At 70.6% G+C, this 18,153-nt stretch carries 14 protein-coding genes; 10 read left to right on the top strand and 4 right to left on the bottom strand.

Going from position 1 to position 18,153, the window contains the following annotated elements:
* Window positions 1-91 precede the first annotated feature (91 nt).
* Both ACIBTS_RS46090 and ACIBTS_RS46085 read right to left on the bottom strand, forming a co-directional pair.
* Window positions 92-469 (bottom strand): WhiB family transcriptional regulator, encoded by a 378-nt coding sequence (locus ACIBTS_RS46090; protein ID WP_319671573.1) that lies wholly within the window; start codon window positions 467-469, stop codon window positions 92-94.
* A 130-nt stretch (window positions 470-599) separates the two neighbouring features.
* Window positions 600-1,286: a DUF1707 domain-containing protein gene (locus ACIBTS_RS46085; RefSeq protein ID WP_399327465.1), complete on the bottom strand. Its 687-nt coding sequence runs from the start codon at window positions 1,284-1,286 to the stop codon at window positions 600-602.
* 178 nt (window positions 1,287-1,464) lie between these two features.
* Here ACIBTS_RS46085 and ACIBTS_RS46080 point away from each other — a divergent pair, with 178 nt between their 5' ends.
* The 4 genes from ACIBTS_RS46080 to ACIBTS_RS46065 all read left to right on the top strand — a co-directional run bounded on the left by ACIBTS_RS46080 (window position 1,465) and on the right by ACIBTS_RS46065 (window position 8,193).
* Window positions 1,465-3,132: a fumarate hydratase gene (locus tag ACIBTS_RS46080; RefSeq protein WP_399327464.1), complete on the top strand. Its 1,668-nt coding sequence runs from the start codon at window positions 1,465-1,467 to the stop codon at window positions 3,130-3,132.
* A 460-nt stretch (window positions 3,133-3,592) separates the two neighbouring features.
* Window positions 3,593-4,978: a class II fumarate hydratase gene (locus ACIBTS_RS46075; protein WP_399327462.1), complete on the top strand. Its 1,386-nt coding sequence runs from the start codon at window positions 3,593-3,595 to the stop codon at window positions 4,976-4,978.
* Window positions 4,979-5,051: 73 nt separating this feature from the next.
* Window positions 5,052-5,744 carry a DUF402 domain-containing protein gene (locus ACIBTS_RS46070; protein WP_399327460.1) on the top strand — a complete coding sequence of 231 codons (693 nt, stop codon included), beginning with the start codon at window positions 5,052-5,054 and terminating at the stop codon, window positions 5,742-5,744.
* A gap of 316 nt (window positions 5,745-6,060) precedes the next feature.
* Complete coding sequence (locus tag ACIBTS_RS46065; RefSeq protein WP_399327458.1) at window positions 6,061-8,193, top strand: SpoIIE family protein phosphatase; 2,133 nt, start codon at window positions 6,061-6,063, stop codon at window positions 8,191-8,193.
* 93 nt (window positions 8,194-8,286) lie between these two features.
* Here ACIBTS_RS46065 and ACIBTS_RS46060 read toward each other — a convergent pair whose 3' ends face one another.
* Window positions 8,287-10,761: a transglycosylase domain-containing protein gene (locus ACIBTS_RS46060; protein WP_399327456.1), complete on the bottom strand. Its 2,475-nt coding sequence runs from the start codon at window positions 10,759-10,761 to the stop codon at window positions 8,287-8,289.
* Window positions 10,762-11,068: 307 nt separating this feature from the next.
* On the opposite strand from ACIBTS_RS46060, the gene ACIBTS_RS46055 reads away from it, so the two are divergent.
* The 6 genes from ACIBTS_RS46055 to ACIBTS_RS46030 all read left to right on the top strand — a co-directional run bounded on the left by ACIBTS_RS46055 (window position 11,069) and on the right by ACIBTS_RS46030 (window position 16,672).
* Entirely contained in the window at window positions 11,069-12,016 is a 948-nt protein-coding gene (locus ACIBTS_RS46055; protein WP_319671566.1) for an SPFH domain-containing protein, read from the top strand.
* Window positions 12,013-12,267 (top strand): hypothetical protein, encoded by a 255-nt coding sequence (locus tag ACIBTS_RS46050; protein WP_399327454.1) that lies wholly within the window; start codon window positions 12,013-12,015, stop codon window positions 12,265-12,267. Before ACIBTS_RS46055 ends, ACIBTS_RS46050 begins: the two co-directional genes overlap by 4 nt.
* 127 nt (window positions 12,268-12,394) lie before the next feature.
* Entirely contained in the window at window positions 12,395-12,919 is a 525-nt protein-coding gene (locus ACIBTS_RS46045; RefSeq protein ID WP_079660011.1) for a PadR family transcriptional regulator, read from the top strand.
* Entirely contained in the window at window positions 12,916-13,605 is a 690-nt protein-coding gene (locus ACIBTS_RS46040) for an ABC transporter ATP-binding protein (RefSeq protein ID WP_319333410.1), read from the top strand. The genes ACIBTS_RS46045 and ACIBTS_RS46040 overlap by 4 nt, the downstream gene beginning before the upstream one ends.
* On the top strand, window positions 13,602-15,938 hold the full coding sequence (locus ACIBTS_RS46035; RefSeq protein ID WP_399327452.1) for an FtsX-like permease family protein: 2,337 nt from the start codon (window positions 13,602-13,604) through the stop codon (window positions 15,936-15,938). Before ACIBTS_RS46040 ends, ACIBTS_RS46035 begins: the two co-directional genes overlap by 4 nt.
* Before the next feature lie 191 nt (window positions 15,939-16,129).
* Window positions 16,130-16,672 carry an alkyl hydroperoxide reductase gene (locus tag ACIBTS_RS46030; RefSeq protein ID WP_399327450.1) on the top strand — a complete coding sequence of 181 codons (543 nt, stop codon included), beginning with the start codon at window positions 16,130-16,132 and terminating at the stop codon, window positions 16,670-16,672.
* Window positions 16,673-16,675: 3 nt separating this feature from the next.
* On the opposite strand, the gene ACIBTS_RS46025 is transcribed toward ACIBTS_RS46030, so the two are convergent.
* Window positions 16,676-18,109, bottom strand: coding sequence for an AI-2E family transporter (locus ACIBTS_RS46025; protein WP_399327448.1), 1,434 nt, complete (start codon window positions 18,107-18,109; stop codon window positions 16,676-16,678).
* Window positions 18,110-18,153: the final 44 nt, after the last annotated feature.

Here is an 18,153-nt window from a genome sequence, read left to right as displayed (position 1 = left end):
GGCTGCACACCTACAATCACCACCGCGGACACACCGCGCTGAAAGGCCAACCACCCGCCAGCCGCGTCCCCAACCTCACAGGGCAATACACCTAGCCCGCCTGCGCTATGCGGTCCGTCGCTCGGGCCGCCTTCTTCAGTTCCACGTCGCGGCGGCGGCGGCGGGCGAGGACCACGCGGCGTTCGGCGGCGGTGAGGCCGCCCCAGACGCCGTAGGGCTCGGGTTGCAGGAGGGCGTGTTCGCGACACTCCACCATGACGGGGCAGCGCGCACAGACCCGCTTCGCTGCTTCCTCGCGGGAGAGCCGGGCGGCTGTGGGCTCCTTGGAGGGGGCGAAGAACAGGCCCGCCTCGTCGCGTCGGCACACCGCCTCGGTATGCCAGGGAGCGTCTTGGTCCCTGTCGCGCGCTGGTACCCGCTGGGCCGGGACAGCGGCGACCTGCAGGGACGAATGCGGCGGTTGCAGCACGGGTCTACTCCTGACGACGGCTTCGCGAGCGAGAGACGATGCAGCAAGGCCTACCCGCTGTGCGCGCGCCTATGCACAGGGTTCGCAACCGCCGGATCCCCCGCTGTCGGGGTTGGCGCGTTCACGACCGTCAACGGTCCAGGTGTTTGCGCAAACTCTTGTCGACCTTGTACTGAACCCGATCGAGAATGTCCGCGACGAGCTTGCCCCGCTTCGGCCGGCCTTCGATGTTGCCCAGCACCGCCCATCCGTCGACGTAGACCACGGGCGCGTCGGACTGGGGCGAATCGAGCGCGTCCACCTCGAAGTTGCCGAGCACTGCGCCGCCGGTGCCGCGCAGCGAGACGTTCTCCGGGACGCGGACCTCGATGTTGCCGAAGACCGAGATCGCCTTGATCACGACCTGCTGGTACTCGAAGAGCGCCTCGGTGAGGTCGATCTCGACGGTGCCGAAGACCGCGTACGCGTGGATACGGCGGCCCGCGCGCCAACGGCCCCTGCGGACGGCGCTGCTGAAGACCGCGACCACGTTGTCGTCGGGGTCGGCGGGTATCGCGCCCGCGGTGGGCCGGCTGGGGGCGGAGGCGGGGGCCGCGCGGCGCTCGTGCGCGGCGGGCAGGTCCCGGACGAACGCCTCCAGTTCGCCGACCGTCTTGGCGGCCAGTACGCCCTCGACGCGCTCGGCGTGCTCGTCGGCGGTCAGCCGGCCCTCCGCGAGGGCCTCGCGGAGCAAGTCGGCGATACGGTCACGGTCTGCGTCGGAGGCGCGCAACTCGGCGGCCGGCGTGGGTGCGGCGGTCTGCTTCTGAAGGTCCACGACAGCAGGGTACCCAAACACGATAGATCGCGATACCCCTGTCGAACCCCGAGACGCCCCATCGGGCCGGCGCCGAACTGAGCCTTACCTCACAGGCCCGGCGTCAGTGGCAGGTTCTACGCTGGTGAGCGCCCGCCAACGGAGGCGGGCGCCGTCTGTCGAGTGAGGAATGGGCGAGATGCCTGAGTTCGCGTACACCGATCTGCTCCCCATGGGAGAGGACACCACCCCCTACCGGCTGGTGACCTCCGAGGGTGTCTCCACCTTCGAGGCCGACGGGCGGACGTTCCTCAAGGTGGAGCCGGAGGCGCTGCGCAAGCTCGCCGAGGAGGCCATCCACGACATCCAGCACTATCTCCGGCCCGCACACCTGGCCCAGCTGCGGCGGATCATCGACGACCCGGAGGCCTCCGGCAACGACAAGTTCGTCGCGCTGGACCTGCTGAAGAACGCGAACATCGCGGCCGCCGGAGTACTCCCCATGTGCCAGGACACCGGCACGGCGATCGTCATGGGCAAGCGCGGGCAGAACGTCCTCACCGAAGGTGAGGACGAGAAGGCCCTCTCCCGCGGCATCTACGACGCCTACCTGAACCTCAACCTGCGCTACTCGCAGATGGCCCCGCTGACCATGTGGGACGAGAAGAACACCGGCTCCAACCTCCCGGCGCAGATCGAGCTGTACGCCGCCGACGGCGGCGCGTACAAGTTCCTGTTCATGGCCAAGGGCGGCGGCTCCGCCAACAAGTCGTTCCTCTACCAGGAGACGAAGGCCGTCCTGAACGAGGCCTCCATGATGAAGTTCCTGGAGGAGAAGATCCGTTCGCTGGGCACGGCCGCCTGCCCGCCGTACCACCTGGCGATCGTCGTCGGCGGCACGTCCGCCGAGTACGCGCTGAAGACCGCGAAGTACGCCTCCGCGCACTACCTGGACGAGATCCCGGCCGAGGGTTCGCCGCTCGGGCACGGCTTCCGGGACAAGGAGCTGGAGGAGAAGGTCTTCGAGCTGACGCAGAAGATCGGGATCGGCGCGCAGTTCGGCGGCAAGTACTTCTGCCACGACGTGCGGGTGGTGCGCCTCCCGCGGCACGGCGCGTCCTGCCCGGTCGCCATCGCCGTCTCCTGCTCGGCCGACCGGCAGGCCGTCGCGAAGATCACCGCCGAGGGCGTCTTCCTGGAGCAGTTGGAGACGGACCCGGCGCGCTTCCTGCCGGACACGACGGACGAGCACCTCGACGAGGCCGGCGACGTCGTGAAGATCGACCTGAACCAGCCGATGGACGACATCCTCGCCGAGCTGACGAAGTACCCGGTGAAGACCCGGCTCTCCCTCTCCGGTCCGCTGGTCGTGGCCCGTGACATCGCGCACGCCAAGATCAAGGAGCGGCTGGACGCGGGCGAGGAAATGCCGCAGTACCTGAAGGACCACCCGGTGTACTACGCCGGTCCGGCCAAGACCCCCGAGGGCTACGCCTCCGGTTCCTTCGGGCCGACGACGGCCGGCCGGATGGACTCCTACGTCGAGCAGTTCCAGGCGGCCGGCGGCTCCAAGGTGATGCTCGCCAAGGGCAACCGCTCCCAGCAGGTCACGGACGCCTGCGGCACGCACGGCGGCTTCTACCTCGGCTCCATCGGCGGCCCCGCCGCCCGCCTCGCCCAGGACTGCATCAAGAAGGTCGAGGTCGTCGAGTACGAGGAGCTCGGCATGGAGGCCGTCTGGAAGATCGAGGTCGAGGACTTCCCGGCGTTCGTCGTCGTCGACGACAAGGGCAACGACTTCTTCAGGGACCCGGCGCCCGCGCCGACGTTCACGACGATCCCGGTGCGGGGTCCGGGTCTGGCCTGACCTCTGCGGCCCGACCCTCTGGCCGGCTCCTCGGACGGACGCCCGCCCCTGATTGCAGCGGCGGGCGTCGTCCTCGCCGCGTCCGGTCAGCGGGCGCAGACGGTGAAGTCGACCGTGTCGCCCTTCTTGACGGTCTTCGGGGCGTGCTCTGGCCGTCGGAGATCTCGAACAGCAGGGTGGTGGCGTCGCTGTCCTGGGCGGCGCCGGTCGCGGCCGGTGCCGCCGACTGCGGGCACGGCGGACGATCCTGAGCCCGCCGCACCACCACGGTTCGCATCCGCATGGGCAGTTGCCGCAGTGCGCGCACCAACTGGTCCCTCTTCGGGGGCCTTCCCGGCACCCGTCCTCGACGGGGGCGCCCCCTCGTCGGCTGCACCGCCGCACTGAGACGTGGATCACACCCCACGACACGTACGAGTGAAGTCCGGAACAACCGTGCCGCCCTGATCGCTCTACAGACATGAGCGAATACCGGATCGAGCACGACTCCATGGGCGAGGTACGCGTCCCGGCGGACGCCAAGTGGCGGGCCCAGACGCAGCGCGCCGTCGAGAACTTCCCCGTCTCCGGGCAGCGCATCGAGCGCGCGCACATCGAGGCGCTGGCCCGGATCAAGGGCGCCGCCGCCAAGGTGAACGCGGAACTCGGGGTGCTCGACAAGGAGATCGCCGAGGCGATCCAGGAAGCCGCCGGGGAGGTCGCCGAGGGCCGGTGGGACGAGCACTTCCCGGTCGACGTGTTCCAGACCGGCTCCGGGACCTCGTCCAACATGAACGCCAACGAGGTCATCGCCACGCTGGCCGGTGAGCGGCTGGGGCGGGAGGTGCACCCCAACGACCACGTCAACGCCTCGCAGTCGTCCAACGACGTGTTCCCCTCGTCGATCCACATCGCCGCCACCGCCGCCGTCACCCGCGACCTCGTGCCCGCCCTGGAGCACCTCGCCGACGCCCTCACCCGCAAGTCGCGGGAGTTCGCCGACGTGGTGAAGTCGGGGCGGACGCATCTGATGGACGCCACGCCCGTCACCCTGGGCCAGGAGTTCGGCGGATACGCCGCGCAGGTGCGGTACGGCGTGGAGCGGCTGCACGCCTCCCTCCCGCGTCTCGCCGAGCTGCCGCTGGGCGGCACCGCCGTGGGCACCGGGATCAACACGCCGCCGGGCTTCTCCGCTGCCGTCATCGAGGAGATCGCCCGGGTCACCGCACTGCCGCTGACCGAGGCGCGCGACCACTTCGAGGCGCAGGGCGCGCGGGACGGGATCGTCGAGACCAGCGGCCAGCTGCGGACCATCGCGGTCGGACTCACGAAGATCGCCAACGATCTGCGGTGGATGTCCTCGGGACCGCGCACCGGACTGGCCGAGATCAGCCTGCCGGACCTCCAGCCCGGCTCGTCGATCATGCCCGGCAAGGTGAACCCGGTGATCCCGGAGGCCGTGCTGATGGTCGCCGCGCAGGTCGTGGGCAACGACGCCACGGTCGCCGCCGCCGGCGCGGCGGGCAACTTCGAGCTCAACGTCATGCTGCCGGTGATCGCCAAGAACGTCCTGGAGTCGGTCCGGCTGCTCGCCAACGTGTCGCGGCTGCTGGCGGACCGGACGGTCGACGGGATCGTCGCACACCGCGAGCGCGCCCGTGAGTACGCCGAGTCCTCGCCGTCGGTGGTCACGCCGCTGAACAAGTACCTGGGGTACGAGGAGGCCGCGAAGGTCGCCAAGAAGGCCCTCGCGGATCAGAAGACGATCCGGGAGGCCGTCCTCGACGGAGGGTACGTGGAGCGCGGTGACCTGACGCTGCAGCAGCTCGACGAGGCCCTGGATGTCCTGCGGATGACGCACCCGTAACCTTTCGCGCTCCGGCGCGCGAACCGTGACGCGCGCCGCAGCGTCGTATGTCCATGGCACCTAATATCTGTGCATGGCAGACGGTGGAGCGATGAGACGCATGGGAACGGGCGGTGCGGCGGTCTTCTGGGAGCCCGGAGACCGGATCCTGTGGCGCTACCGGGAGAACGGCGGAGCACGCTTCCACATCGCCCGCCCGGTCACCGTCGTGCGGGACGACGAGGACGTGCTCGCCGTGTGGATGGCCCCGGGCACGCAGTGCGTGCGGCCCGTTCTCGCCGACGGCACGCCGCTGCACCAGGAGCCGCTGGACACCCGGTACACCAAGCCGCGGACCGTGCAGCGCGCCCACTGGTTCGGCACCGGCGTGCTGAAGCTGGCCCGACCCGGCGAGCCCTGGTCGGTGTGGCTGTTCTGGGAGCCGGGCTGGCGATTCAAGAACTGGTACGTCAATCTGGAGCAGCCGCTGGCCCGTTGGGCCGACGGGGTGGACTCGGAGGACCACTTTCTGGACATCTGCGTCTACCCGGACCGCAGTTGGGGCTGGCGCGACGAGGACGAGTTCGCGCAGGCCCAGCAGGACGGTCTGATGGACGCGACGGTCGCCGAACAGGTGCGGGAGGCGGGCCGCAGGGCGGTGGAGGTGATCCGTGCGTGGGGGCCGCCGTTCGACGAGGGCTGGCAGCACTGGCGCCCGGATCCGTCCTGGGCCGTACCGTTGCTGCCGGAGGACTGGGACCGTACGCCCGCGCACCTGTCCACATGAGACCCTTGATGCGCCCCCGGGCAACAAACGTAGGATCGTCCTCCGCAAGGCACGCTGGCAGTAACTCCCGGAGCAGACGCCGGGTCTGACCGTACGTCACCGAGGGGCGGCAGGACGTGATCGAGGGGTACGAGGGCAACACCGCAGGGACGTCCGTCGTCGGCCCCCAGGGTCGCGCGCGGGCCACCGGTGACACAGGAACAACCTCTGACCACGCGGGAATTCCGTTCCGGGGACATGTATTCCGGGTATCGGGTTTCCTGCGGGACCAACTGCGCGCGCGGCGTGCAGCCCCGGACGGACGGATTCGACACGCGTGACGGAGCAGCCCCTCTCCTACGAACGCCCCCAGGGCGTCGACCCCACGGACCCCCGTGGGGCACTCCTGCGTACCCCGGAGCCCACTGCGGCCCCGTCCGCCTTACCACCCGACGCCTCGGGTACGACGACGCCGTGCGGCAAGGGTGGAAAGGGCAACATGGGCGGCCAGAGCGGCCAGGGAGCAGCGGGCAAGGAAACGGCCGGGACGGAGGCCGGCTCCTCCGCGGAGACCGAGCACTCCCAGCCTTCGGCGTCCGCCGAGCCGGACACTCACCGGCCGCGCCCCGTGCCCGAGTCCATCCCGGCCCAGTCGGCCACGGACCCGCACGCGGAACGGGGTCCCGGCGGCCAGGAGCGGCGCGGGGCGGCGGCGACGGCGCAGCCAGGCCGGCCCACACCGATGCGGCGGGACGGGGACCGGCTGCGCTTCGTGGGCGCCGCGACCCGGCGGATCGCCCGCGGACTGGACCTCGACGAGATCGTGATGGGGCTGTGCCGGGCCACCGTGCCGACCTTCTCCGACGCGATCCTGGTCTATCTGCGCGACCCGCTGCCCGTCGGTGACGAGCGGCCGGCCGCGGACCGCATCATGCTGCGGCTGCGCCGCACCGACCGCATCCCCGAGGAGCGGGACACCGAGACGGGTTTCGCGGCGCTGGCGCTGCCGCCGCCGGAGCCGGGCGAGCTGACCGCCGAGCTGTCGGCCTCGGTCGGGGACATGTGCGAGGTGCGGCCCGGCGGTGCGCTCGCGGAGGTGCTGCGCGGGGTGCGTCCGGTGTTCGCGGACAATCCGGCCGCGCGCGCCGCGCTGCCCGAACTCCTGGGCGAGGACAGCACATTGGTCGTCCCGGGCGGCCAGCGGGCGATCCTGGCCCCGTTGCGCGGCCGGCGCCGGGTGATCGGCGCCGCGGTCTTCCTGCGCCGTCCGGAGCGCCTCCCGTTCGAGAACGACGATCTGCTGGTGGCCGCGCAGCTGGCCACGCACAGTGCGCTCGGCATCGACAAGGCGGTGCTGTACGACCGTGAGGCGTACATCGCCGACGAGTTGCAGCGCACGATGCTGCCCGAGACCCTGCCGCGTCCCACGGGCGTCCGGCTGGCGTCCCGGTACCTGCCCGCGGCGGAGACGGCACGGGTCGGCGGCGACTGGTACGACGCCATCCCGTTGCCCGGCAGCCGGGTGGCGCTGGTGGTGGGCGACGTGATGGGGCACTCCATGACGTCGGCGGCAATCATGGGGCAGCTGCGCACGACGGCCCAGACGCTGGCCGGTCTCGATCTGCCCCCGCAGGAGGTCCTGCACCACCTGGACGAGCAGGCCCAGCGGCTGGGCACCGACCGCATGGCGACCTGCCTGTACGCCGTCTACGACCCGGTATCGCATCGCATCACCATCGCCAACGCGGGCCATCCGCCGCCCGTCCTGCTGCATCTGGGCGGCCGGGCCGAGGTGCTGCGGGTGCCGCCGGGCGCGCCGATCGGCGTCGGCGGGGTCGACTTCGAGGCGGTGGAACTGGACGCGCCGGCCGGGGCGACGCTGCTGCTGTACACCGACGGGCTGGTGGAGTCCCGGCTGCGGGACGTGGCGACCGGCATAGAGCAGCTGCGCGAGAAGCTCGCCGCGACGGCCCAGCTGACCGGGCCGGACCATCCGCCGCCGCTCGAAGCCCTGTGCGACGAGGTGCTCGACATGCTCGGCCCGGGCGACCGGGACGACGACATCGCGCTGCTCGCCGCCCGGTTCGACGGGATCGCGCCGAGCGACGTGGCGTACTGGTTCCTGGAACCGGAGGACGCGGCTCCCGGCCGGGCCCGCCGGCTGGCCCGGCGGGCGCTGTCCCGCTGGGGTCTGGAGGACATGACGGACTCCGTCGAGCTGCTGGTCAGCGAGGTCGTCACCAACGCGGTGCGGTATGCCACGCGACCGGTGACGCTGCGGTTGCTGCGGACCGACGTCCTGCGCTGCGAGGTGGGGGACGACGTGCCCCAGCTGCCCCGGCTGCGGCAGGCCCGGGCGACCGACGAGGGTGGGCGCGGCCTGTATCTGGTGAACCGGCTCGCCCGGCGCTGGGGGGCCACCCGGCTGAGCACCGGCAAGGTGGTCTGGTTCGAGCTGAACCGGAGCTGACAGAGGCGAACAGCCGCCGATCAGACGCACAGCAGAGGGCGCCCGGAGATCTCCGGGCGCCCTCTGCGCTGTCGTGCTACTGGCCGAAGGCCGCTACTGGCCGAAGATCGGATTGTCCGGATTCGGCGATCCGGTCGACGGGACGCCCGTGGACGGTGCCGTCGACGCGCCGCCCGACGGCGAGTTCGACGGGGACGAACTGGGCTTCGGCGAGTTCGACGGGGACGAACTCGGCTTCGGCGAGTTCGACGGGGACGAACTGGGCTTCGGCGAGTTCGACGGCGAGGAACTCGGGGACGGGGACGAGGTCGGCGACGGGGACGCCGTCTGGACCGCCGCGCCCTGGTCGGTCTCCAGGTCGAACTTGCTGACCTTGGTGGAGACGCCGAAGGTGTACGCCGCCCAGATCTGCGCCGGGAAGCCACCGCCGTTGATACGGCCGTCGACCGTGGTGTCGCCCGTCGTCGCGCCGGTCAGCGTGACCTGGGGGTGCGGGGGCTTGGCGGACTCGCCGAACAGGCCGACCGAGGTGACCAGGTCGGGGGTGTAGCCGGTGAACCAGGCCGACTTGTTGTTGTCGGAGGTACCCGTCTTGCCCGCGACCTTCTGGCCCTTGCGCAGCGGGTTGTCCCGCACGGACTTCTTGGCCGTACCGTCGTCGACCACACCGGTGAGCACCGAGGTGACGGAGTCCGCGGCCTCGCGGTTGATGACCTGCGCGCCGATGGGGTCGGTGTGCTTGAAGGACGGATAGGCACTGTTCTCGGCCGTCTTGATCAGCGCCGGGGTGACCTTCTTGCCGTGGTTGTCGAGGGTGGCGTAGACGGCGGCCATCTGCAGGGGGCTCGCGCCCATGGTGCCGAGGGTCTGGGCCGGCACCGCCTTCAGGTCCTTGGTGTCCATGCCGAGCTGGTCGGCGACCTTCAGCACCTTGTCCATGCCGACGTCGACGCCCATCTGCGCGAAGACGGAGTTGATGGACTTGTTCAGCGCCGTCTGGACGGTGACGGGGCCGTAGTCCTGGTCGTCCTCGTTCTCCGGGGCGAAGCCGATGTCGCTGCCGACGACCGGGCGCTTGCTGGTGCCGTCGTAGATCGTGTTGGCGGTGATCTTCTCGTCCTTCTGCGTCACGGCGTTCTCGTCGAAGGCCGCGGCGAGGATCACCGGCTTGAAGGTGGAGGCGGGCTGGTAGTCGGTGCGGGTGGCGTTGTTGATGTAGTGGTCGGTGTAACTCGTACCGCCGTACATCGCCTCGACCGCGCCGGTCTTCGGGTTCACCGACACCGCGCCGGCCTGGACGTCGCCGTCGACCGGGCGTTTCTTCTTGTCCAGCTTGCTGGTCAGCTGTTCCTTGACCGCCTTCTCCAGCGCCTTCTGCTTGCTCGGGACGATGTTGAGCTCGATGTTCCAGCCGCCGCGTTTGACCAGCGCCGCGGCCGACTCGTAGTCATTGGCGATGCCCGTGGCAACCAACTGCTTGGCCAGTTCCACGTTGGCCGCGTAGACCAGGTAGCCGACCTGGCCCTCCTGACTCGGGTCGGCCTTCGGGTCCTTCGGGATCGGGAACCTCATGGCCTCGCGCTTGGACTTGTCGAGCCAGTCCTGCCCGACCATGTTGTCGAGGACGTAGTTCCAGCGGGCCTGGACCAGCCGCTTGCCGGTGTCGGAGGCGGAGGCCCAGTCGTACTGGCTGGGTGCCTGGAGCAGCGCGGCGAGGTAGGCGCCCTGCTCGACGGAGAGCTTGTCGGCGTCGACGCGATAGTAGGCCTGGGCGGCGGCCTGGATGCCGTAGGCGCCGCGACCGTAGTAGCTGGTGTTGATGTAGCCGGCCAGGATGTAGTCCTTGTCCTTCTCCCGGTCCAGCTTCAGGGAGATGACCAGTTCCTTCAACTTGCGCGTGACGGTCTGTTCCTGGGTCAGGTAGTAGTTCTTGACGTACTGCTGGGTGATCGTCGAGCCGCCCTGCGCGCCCTTGCCCATCAGCGTGTTGAGGACACCGCGGGCGGTGCCCCTGAGGTCGACGCCGGCGTCGGTGTAGAAGGTCTTGTTCTCGGCGGCGACGAAGGTGTGCTGGACCGGCTCGGGGATCGTGGCGAGTTCGACGTTCTCCCGGTTGACGTCACCGTCGCGGGCGAGGATCGCGCCGTTGCCGTACTTGTAGACGTTGCTCTGCAGGTCGGCGTCGGGGTTGCCCTTGGGGATCGGCGTGCTCACGTACAGCCAGACGAAGGCGCCGATGACGGCGACGGTCAGGCCGAGGAACGTGCCGAGGATCTTCTTCCAGGTGAAGAGCCGGCGTATGAAGCTCTTCTTCTTGCCGTCCTTGCCCTTCGCGCCCCTGCCGCCCTTCTTCGCCCCTGCGGCCCTGCGGGCCGCCGCGCGCCCGCCGACCGCGGGGGCGGTCTCGGGGGCGGCCTCGGAGGCGCTCCGGGTCGCGGTCCTCGCCGCGGTCCCGGTGGCGGTCCCGGTGGTGGGGGGCGCGACGGACTCCGTCTCCGTCGAGCGGTTCCTGGGCGCCGCGCGGCGGCCACCGCGCTGTCGCGCTCGTCTCTCTTCCGCTCGTCCCATGAGTCCGCTCGCTCCGCTTCCTACTCGACAGTCACACCAGTGCCCGTGGGCAGGGGCAGGTCAGCTCAGAAAACTAACACCGCTGTCTATGACGAGGGGCAGCCGATCCGGTGTTCGGGGGGCGTGAGAATCAGCACCCCGACCGGTGGAACCGGCAGAAGGTCCCCACCGATTCGACGTACGAGAGGGGTGCAGGGTTGCCGTGACGCGCTAAAGTGATATCACTTAGCTAGGCAGCCGCTAACAGATTCGGCCGCCTGGCCGACCGCACGACCGAAGAGAAGACGAAAGAGAACGGGGACCCGCCATGCCCACCTCCACATCCACCTCCACCTCCGCGCCCGACGTCGACGCCCCCGAGATGCCGGCCCCGCGCGTGCACGAGTTCCCCGCGCACAGCGTGGGCGGCGGGCTCGCGCTGCTGCTCGGGCTGGTCGGGCTGCTGGCCGGCGGCGGGATGATCGCCACGGCCACCGCCGTGACCGCGACCGGCGTCAAGGCCGTGCTGATCACCGGCGGCATCCTGGTCGCCCTCGCCGCGTTCCTCGCGATGTGCGGGCTGAACACGGTGGCGCCGGGCGAGGCCCGCGTGGTGCAGCTCTTCGGCCGCTACCGGGGCACGATCCGCGAGGACGGGCTGCGCTGGGTGAACCCCTTCACCTCCCGCGAGAAGATCTCCACCCGGGTGCGCAATCACGAGACGGCCGTCCTGAAGGTCAACGACGCCTACGGCAACCCGATCGAGCTCGCCGCGGTCGTGGTGTGGAACGTGCAGGACACCGCGCAGGCCAGCTTCGAGGTGGACGACTTCCTGGAGTTCGTCGCCACCCAGACCGAGGCGGCCGTCCGGCACATCGCCATCGAGTACCCCTACGACTCGCACGACGAGGACGGGCTCTCGCTGCGCGGCAACGCCGAGGAAATCACCGAGAAGCTCGCCATAGAGCTGCACGCGCGCGTGGAGGCGGCCGGAGTGCGGATCATCGAGTCCCGCTTCACCCACCTCGCGTACGCTCCCGAGATCGCCTCGGCGATGCTCCAGCGGCAGCAGGCGGGCGCGGTGGTCGCGGCGCGGCGGGAGATCGTGGACGGGGCGGTGGGGATGGTCGAGGCGGCGCTCAGCCGGATCGCCGAGCAGGGCATCGTGGAACTTGACGAGGAGCGGAAGGCGGCGATGGTGTCCAACCTGATGGTGGTGCTGTGCGGGGACCGAGCGCCCCAGCCGGTCCTGAACACCGGAACCCTCTACCAGTGACGGTTCCCGCCGGGGGTTCGGCCCCTCAAGGCCGGCCGCAGCGCAAGCAGGTGCTGCTGCGGCTGGACCCGCTCGTCCACGACGCGCTGGCCCGCTGGGCCTCGGACGAGTTGCGGTCGGCGAACGCGCAGATCGAGTTCCTGCTGCGGAAGGCGTTGAAGGAGGCGGGGCGGCTGCCGGGAGAGACGGGACCGCTGCCCCGCCGCGGGCGCCCCCCGGGAGGCTCGCCCCCGCGACCCCCGTCGACCTGAACGGCCTCGCCGCCGCCTGTTGCAGAACGGTGACAATCGACCCCCACCTGCGCAATCGCACCCACCGCTGTGAGCTGCACACTCCGCGTATACACACCGGGTATACACCGCATGTACAGTCCTCCTCATGTCCATCGGTCACACCCTCCTGGGACTCCTGGAGTCCGGGCCCCGCCACGGCTACGACCTCAAGCGGGCCTTCGACGAGAAGTTCGGTCACGACCGGCCCCTGCACTACGGCCAGGTCTACTCGACGATGTCCCGTCTGCTGAAGAACGGTCTCGTCGAGGTCGACGGCATCGAGGCCGGCGGCGGCCCCGAGCGCAAGCGGTACGCGATCACCGACGCCGGCGTCACCGACGTGGAGCGCTGGCTCGGCACGCCCGAGAAGCCCGAGCCGTATCTGCAGTCGACGCTCTACACCAAAGTCGTCCTCGCGCTGCTCACGCACCGCGACGCGGCCGAGATCCTCGACACGCAGCGGTCCGAGCATCTGCGCAGCATGCGCATCCTCACCGACCGCAAGCGCAAGGGCGACCTCGCCGACCAGCTGATCTGCGACCATGCCCTGTTCCACCTCGAGGCCGACCTGCGCTGGCTGGAGCTGGCCGCCGCGCGCCTCGACAAGCTGAAGGCGGCGGTGACTGCGTGAACGCTCCCGGGGGATCCCTGCTCATCGCCGAGAACCTGCGCAAGGCGTACGGCCCGACCATGGCACTGGACGGCGCCGAGTTCTCCATCCATCCCGGCGAGGTCGTCGCCGTGATGGGCCCGTCCGGGTCCGGCAAGTCGACGCTGCTGCACTGCCTCGCCGGCATCGTGACGCCCGACTCCGGTTCGATCCTGTACGACGGCCGTGACCTCGCGACGATGAGCGACGCCCAGCGCAGTCAGCTGCGGCGCTCGGAGTTCGGGTTCGTGTTCCAGTTCGGGCAGCTCGTGCCGGAACTGACCTGCGTGGAGAACGTGGCGCTGCCGCTGCGGCTGAACGGCGCCCCGCGCAAGCAGGCCGAGCGCACCGCCCTGAGCTGGATGGAGCGCCTCGAGGTCGACGACCTCGGCAAGAAGCGGCCCGGCGAGGTGTCCGGCGGGCAGGGACAGCGGGTGGCCGTGGCGCGCTCGCTCGTCACCAGCCCGCGCGTGATCTTCGCGGACGAGCCGACCGGCGCGCTGGACTCGCTCAACGGCGAGCGCGTGATGGAGCTGCTCACCGAGGCCGCCCGCACCGCCAACGCGGCCGTCGTCCTCGTCACGCACGAGGCCCGGGTGGCCGCCTACTCCGACCGCGAGATCGTCGTACGGGACGGGAAGTCGCGGGACATGGAGCGGGTCGTATGAGCCTGCGTCAGTGGAATCGGGACCTGGGCATGGGGGTCCGGTTCGCCTTCGCCGGCGGACGGGAGGGCTGGGTCAGGGCCATTCTGACGGCGGTGGGCGTCGGCCTCGGCGTGGCGGTCCTGCTGCTGACGACGGCCGTGCCGAACGTGCTCTCGGTGCGTCACGACCGTGAAGAGGCCCGGCTGGACTGGGCGTTCGGCGACTCGGAGCCCGCCAAGGGCGACGACACCCTGCTGATCGTCGGGTCCGACACCGACTTCCGCGACAAGAACGTGCGCGGCCGGCTCGTGGAGCCGGAAGGCCCGAGGGCCCCGCTGCCGCCCGGCGTGAGCGAGTTCCCGGCGAAGGGCGACATGGTCGTCTCGCCCGCATTGAAGAAGCTGCTCGCCGCCGACGATTCGGAGCTGCTGCGGGAGCGCCTGCCGTACCGGATCGTCGGGACCATCGGGGAATCCGGACTCATCGGCTCCCAGGAACTCGCCTACTACGCCGGCGGCTCCGGGCTCGCCTCGCACCTCGATACCGGGGTGACCCGGCTGAAGGAGTTCGGGAACCCGAACCCGACGCACGAGCGGACCGACCCGGTGCTCGTCCTGCTGGTCCTCGTCATCATCGTGGTGCTGCTGATGCCGGTGGCCGTGTTCATCGCCGCGGCCGTGCGGTTCGGCGGCGAGCGCCGCGACCGCAGGCTCGCGGCCCTCCGGCTGATCGGTTCCGACGGCCGGATGACCCGGCGTATCGCGGCGGGCGAGGCGATGGCCGGCTCGTTGCTCGGCCTGGTCCTCGGCGCGGTCTTCTTCCTGATCGGCCGCCAGGCGGCGGGCACGGTCGAGGTGATGGACATCAGCGTGTGGCCCAGCTACCTCAACCCCTCCCCCGCGCTGGCCGCGCTGGTCGTCCTGGCGGTGCCGACGGCCGCCATCCTGGTCACCCTGTTCGCGCTGCGCGGTGTGGTGATCGAGCCGCTCGGCGTGGTACGCACGGCGAAGCCCGCACGGCGCCGGCTGTGGTGGCGGCTGCTGATGCCGGTGGCCGGCCTCGCGATGCTCTTCCCGATGATCGGACAGGGCCGCGAGAACGGGAACTTCAACCAGTATCTGGTGACCGGCGGCGTCCTGCTGCTCCTCATCGGGATCACCGCGCTGCTGCCCTGGCTCGTGGAGACGGTCGTCGCCCGGCTCGGCTCGGGCAGTGTCGCCTGGCAACTGGCCGTACGGCGACTGCAGTTGAGCAGCGGTACGGCGGCCCGCATGGTCAACGGCATCGCGGTGGCGGTGGCCGGGGCGATCGCGCTGCAGATGCTCTTCGCGGGCGTCGACGGCGACTACACCAAGCCCACCGGCCAGGACCTCACCCGGGCGCAGATGCAGGTGCGGGTGCCGGACGGCCTCCCGCTGGCCGCGACCGCCCAGAAGTTCACCGACACCAAGGGCGTCCGCAAGGTCACCGCCCTGTGGGAGGGCTATGTGGGCGACGCCTCCTGGCGGACCGAGGACGGACCGAACACGATCGCCGACCTGACCGTGGGCGACTGCTCGGCCCTGGGCGAGGTGGCGAAGCTGCCCTCGTGCAAGGACGGCGACGTGTTCGTGCTGGACGGCGGCGAGAACGCCCCCGAGGGACCGCAGCTGAACAAGCCCGGCACGAAGCTGTACCTGGACCATTCCTCCCGCGAGCACGGCCCGGAGGTCGCCTGGACCGTGCCCGCGGACATCGTCAGGGCCAAGTCGTCCAAGGGCCTGGTCGACTGGGAGCGAGGCGGCTTCCTGATGACGCCGAGCGCGCTGCCCAAGGCGGCCGAGAACACGGTCAGAGGTGAGCTGTACCTCTCGATCGACGAGTCCGTGCCCGACGCCTACGAGTACGCCCGTAACACGGCGGCGCAGGTGGATCCGCTGGCCGAGCCGATGGCCTGGGCGTCCACCCGGCAGGACAAGAGGTTCACCTCCATCCGCACCGGTCTGCTCGTCGGCTCCGCCTGTGTGCTGCTGCTGATCGGGGCGAGCCTGCTGGTCTCGCAGCTGGAGCAGCTGCGCGAGCGCAAGAAGCTGCTGTCGTCGCTGGTCGCCTTCGGCACCCGGCGGCGCACGCTGGGCCTGTCGGTGCTGTGGCAGACGGCGATCCCTATCGCGCTGGGTCTGCTGCTGGCCCTGGCGGTGGGGCTCACACTGGGCGCCGTACTGCTGAAGATGACGTCCACCCCGGTGGGCGTGGACTGGGCGAGCGTGCTGGCGATGACCGGCTGCGGCGCGGGGGTCGTCCTGCTGGTGACGCTGCTCAGCCTGCCGCCGCTGATGCGGCTGATGCGCCCGGACGGCCTGCGCACCGAGTAATCGCTCCCCCGTCCACACCCGCCACGGCAACCACACCGGCCACGGCAACCACGGCAAGGGCCCCTCCCCACACCGGGGAGGGGCCCTTCGTACGCAGACCCGGCCCCTTCCGACGAGCTGTGCCCTTGCACCGGGACCGAGGGCGAGGCCACCCTGGAACCGATCAAGCTGCCGGCCGGGAGTGAACTGCTATGACGCTGGATGCGCTGACGTCCGCGATTCCGGACTACGCCAGGGACCTGAGGCTCAACCTGGGCTCGGTCATCGGCGACTCCAAGCTGTCCGCACAGCAGTTGTGGGGCACCGTGCTGGTCACCGCGATCGCCGCGCGCTCCCCCCTCGTGCTGCGCGAGTTGGCCCCGGAGGCGAAGGCGAACCTCTCGCCGCAGGCGTACACGGCGGCCAGATCGGCGGCGGCCGTCATGGCGACGAACAACGTCTTCTACCGCACCCGCCACCTGCTCTCCGACCACGAGTACGCCAACCTGCGCCCCGGTCTGCGGATGAACGTCATCGGCGACCCCGGCGTCGAGAAGGTCGACTTCGAGCTGTGGTCGCTCGCCGTTTCCGCCGTCAACGGCTGCGGTCTGTGCCTCGACTCGCACGAGCAGAAGCTGCGCAGGGCGGGGGTCGGGCGTGAGGTCGTCCAGGAGGCCTTCAAGATCGCCTCGGTGGTCCAGGCGCTCGCGGTGACGCTGGACGCGGAAGCGGTGCTCGCCGACTGCTCGACATGAGGTTCACTCGCGCGTCGTGACCGAGGCGTCGTCGGCCGAGGGCTGCGGCTTCCGGTCCTCCGGCGCGGAAGCCGGTGCCGCGGCCGGGGCGGCCACCGGTGCGACACCGGCCGCCGTGGCCCCCCGTGGCCGCGGCGACTGCCGCAGGGCCTGCTCCCGGGAGTAGGCGTGCAGATAGCCGACCACGGTGTTCGTCACGGCCACCAGGGGTACGGCCACGATCGCGCCGCCGATGCCGGCCACCATGCCGCCCGCCGCGACCGACAGGACCACCGCCAGCGGGTGGACGCGGACCGCGCGGCCGAGGATGAACGGCTGAAGGATGTGGCCCTCGATCTGTTGCACGGCCAGCACCACCGCCAGGACCATCACCGCGGTGAACACGCCCTGCGTGACGAGTGCGACCACGACGGCCAGCGCGCCGGAGGCGACCGCGCCGACCAGCGGGATGAACGAGAACAGGAAGATGAACACGGCGAGCGGGACGGCCATCGGCACGTCGAGGAAGTAGATGCCGAGGCCGATGAAGATCGCGTCGATCAGCGCGACTATCACCGTGCCGCGCACATACGCCGTGAGCGTCGCCCAGGCCCGTGGACCCGCTCCTGCCACGCCCGGCCGGGCCGCCGCCGGGACCAGCTTGAGCGTCCACTCCCAGATCCGCTTGCCGTCGTAGAGCAGGAAGAGCGTCGAGAAGAACGCCAGGAGGATGCCGGTGAGCGCCTCGACCACGACGGTGACGCCCTCCAGGCCCACCGAGGTGATCGCGTCGGTGTTGTCGCCGATCGCCTCGCGCAGGTTCTTGGCGATGCCGTTGATCTGTTTGTCGGTGACGTGGAAGGGGCTGTTGAGCAGCCAGCGGCGCAGGTCGTCGATGCCGCCCTGGACCTGGTCGGAGAGGTTGTCGATGTTCGCCATGACCTGCCAGGTCACGAACCAGCCCATCAGGCCGATGACGACGAACCCGAGGATCGCCGTCAGCGCGGTGGCGGGCCCCCCCGGCACGCCGGCCCGCTTCAGCCGGGCGACGGTGGGTTCCAGGAGCGCGGTGAGCAGCAGGGCCACCACGAAGGCCATGACGACGAGTTGGACGGCGCTGATCACCTTGATCAGGATCCAGACGGTCCCGGCGAGTACCAGCAGCCGCCAGCCGGCCTCGGCGGCGACCCGCACTCCCCACGGCACGGCCTGCACGGGGTCGGGACGCGTACTGCGCGGCGGGAGTTCCTCGGCCTCGGCAGGCACCGGAGCGGCCGTGCCGACCGCGGTGGCCGTGGTGGCTGTGGCGGTCGTCGCGGTCTCGGCGGGGAGCGGCGGCGGTTCCGGCTCGGGGCCCTCGCTCTCCCGCTCGAACTCCGCGCGCCGTTCGTCGAGCCGCTCCCCCATTTGCGTCAGACCGGCGCCCAGCCGGCCGAGCCACCCTGGCACTCGCGACATGATCGGTCCTCTTCCCCCGTCTCTCCCCACCACTCCCCCTGGAG

The organism is Streptomyces sp. NPDC050121 (assembly GCF_044460385.1).
Classification (GTDB): domain Bacteria; phylum Actinomycetota; class Actinomycetes; order Streptomycetales; family Streptomycetaceae; genus Streptomyces; species Streptomyces soliscabiei.
Note: the sequence above shows the minus strand (reverse complement) of the source record. Positions and strands in the feature narration are given on the sequence as shown.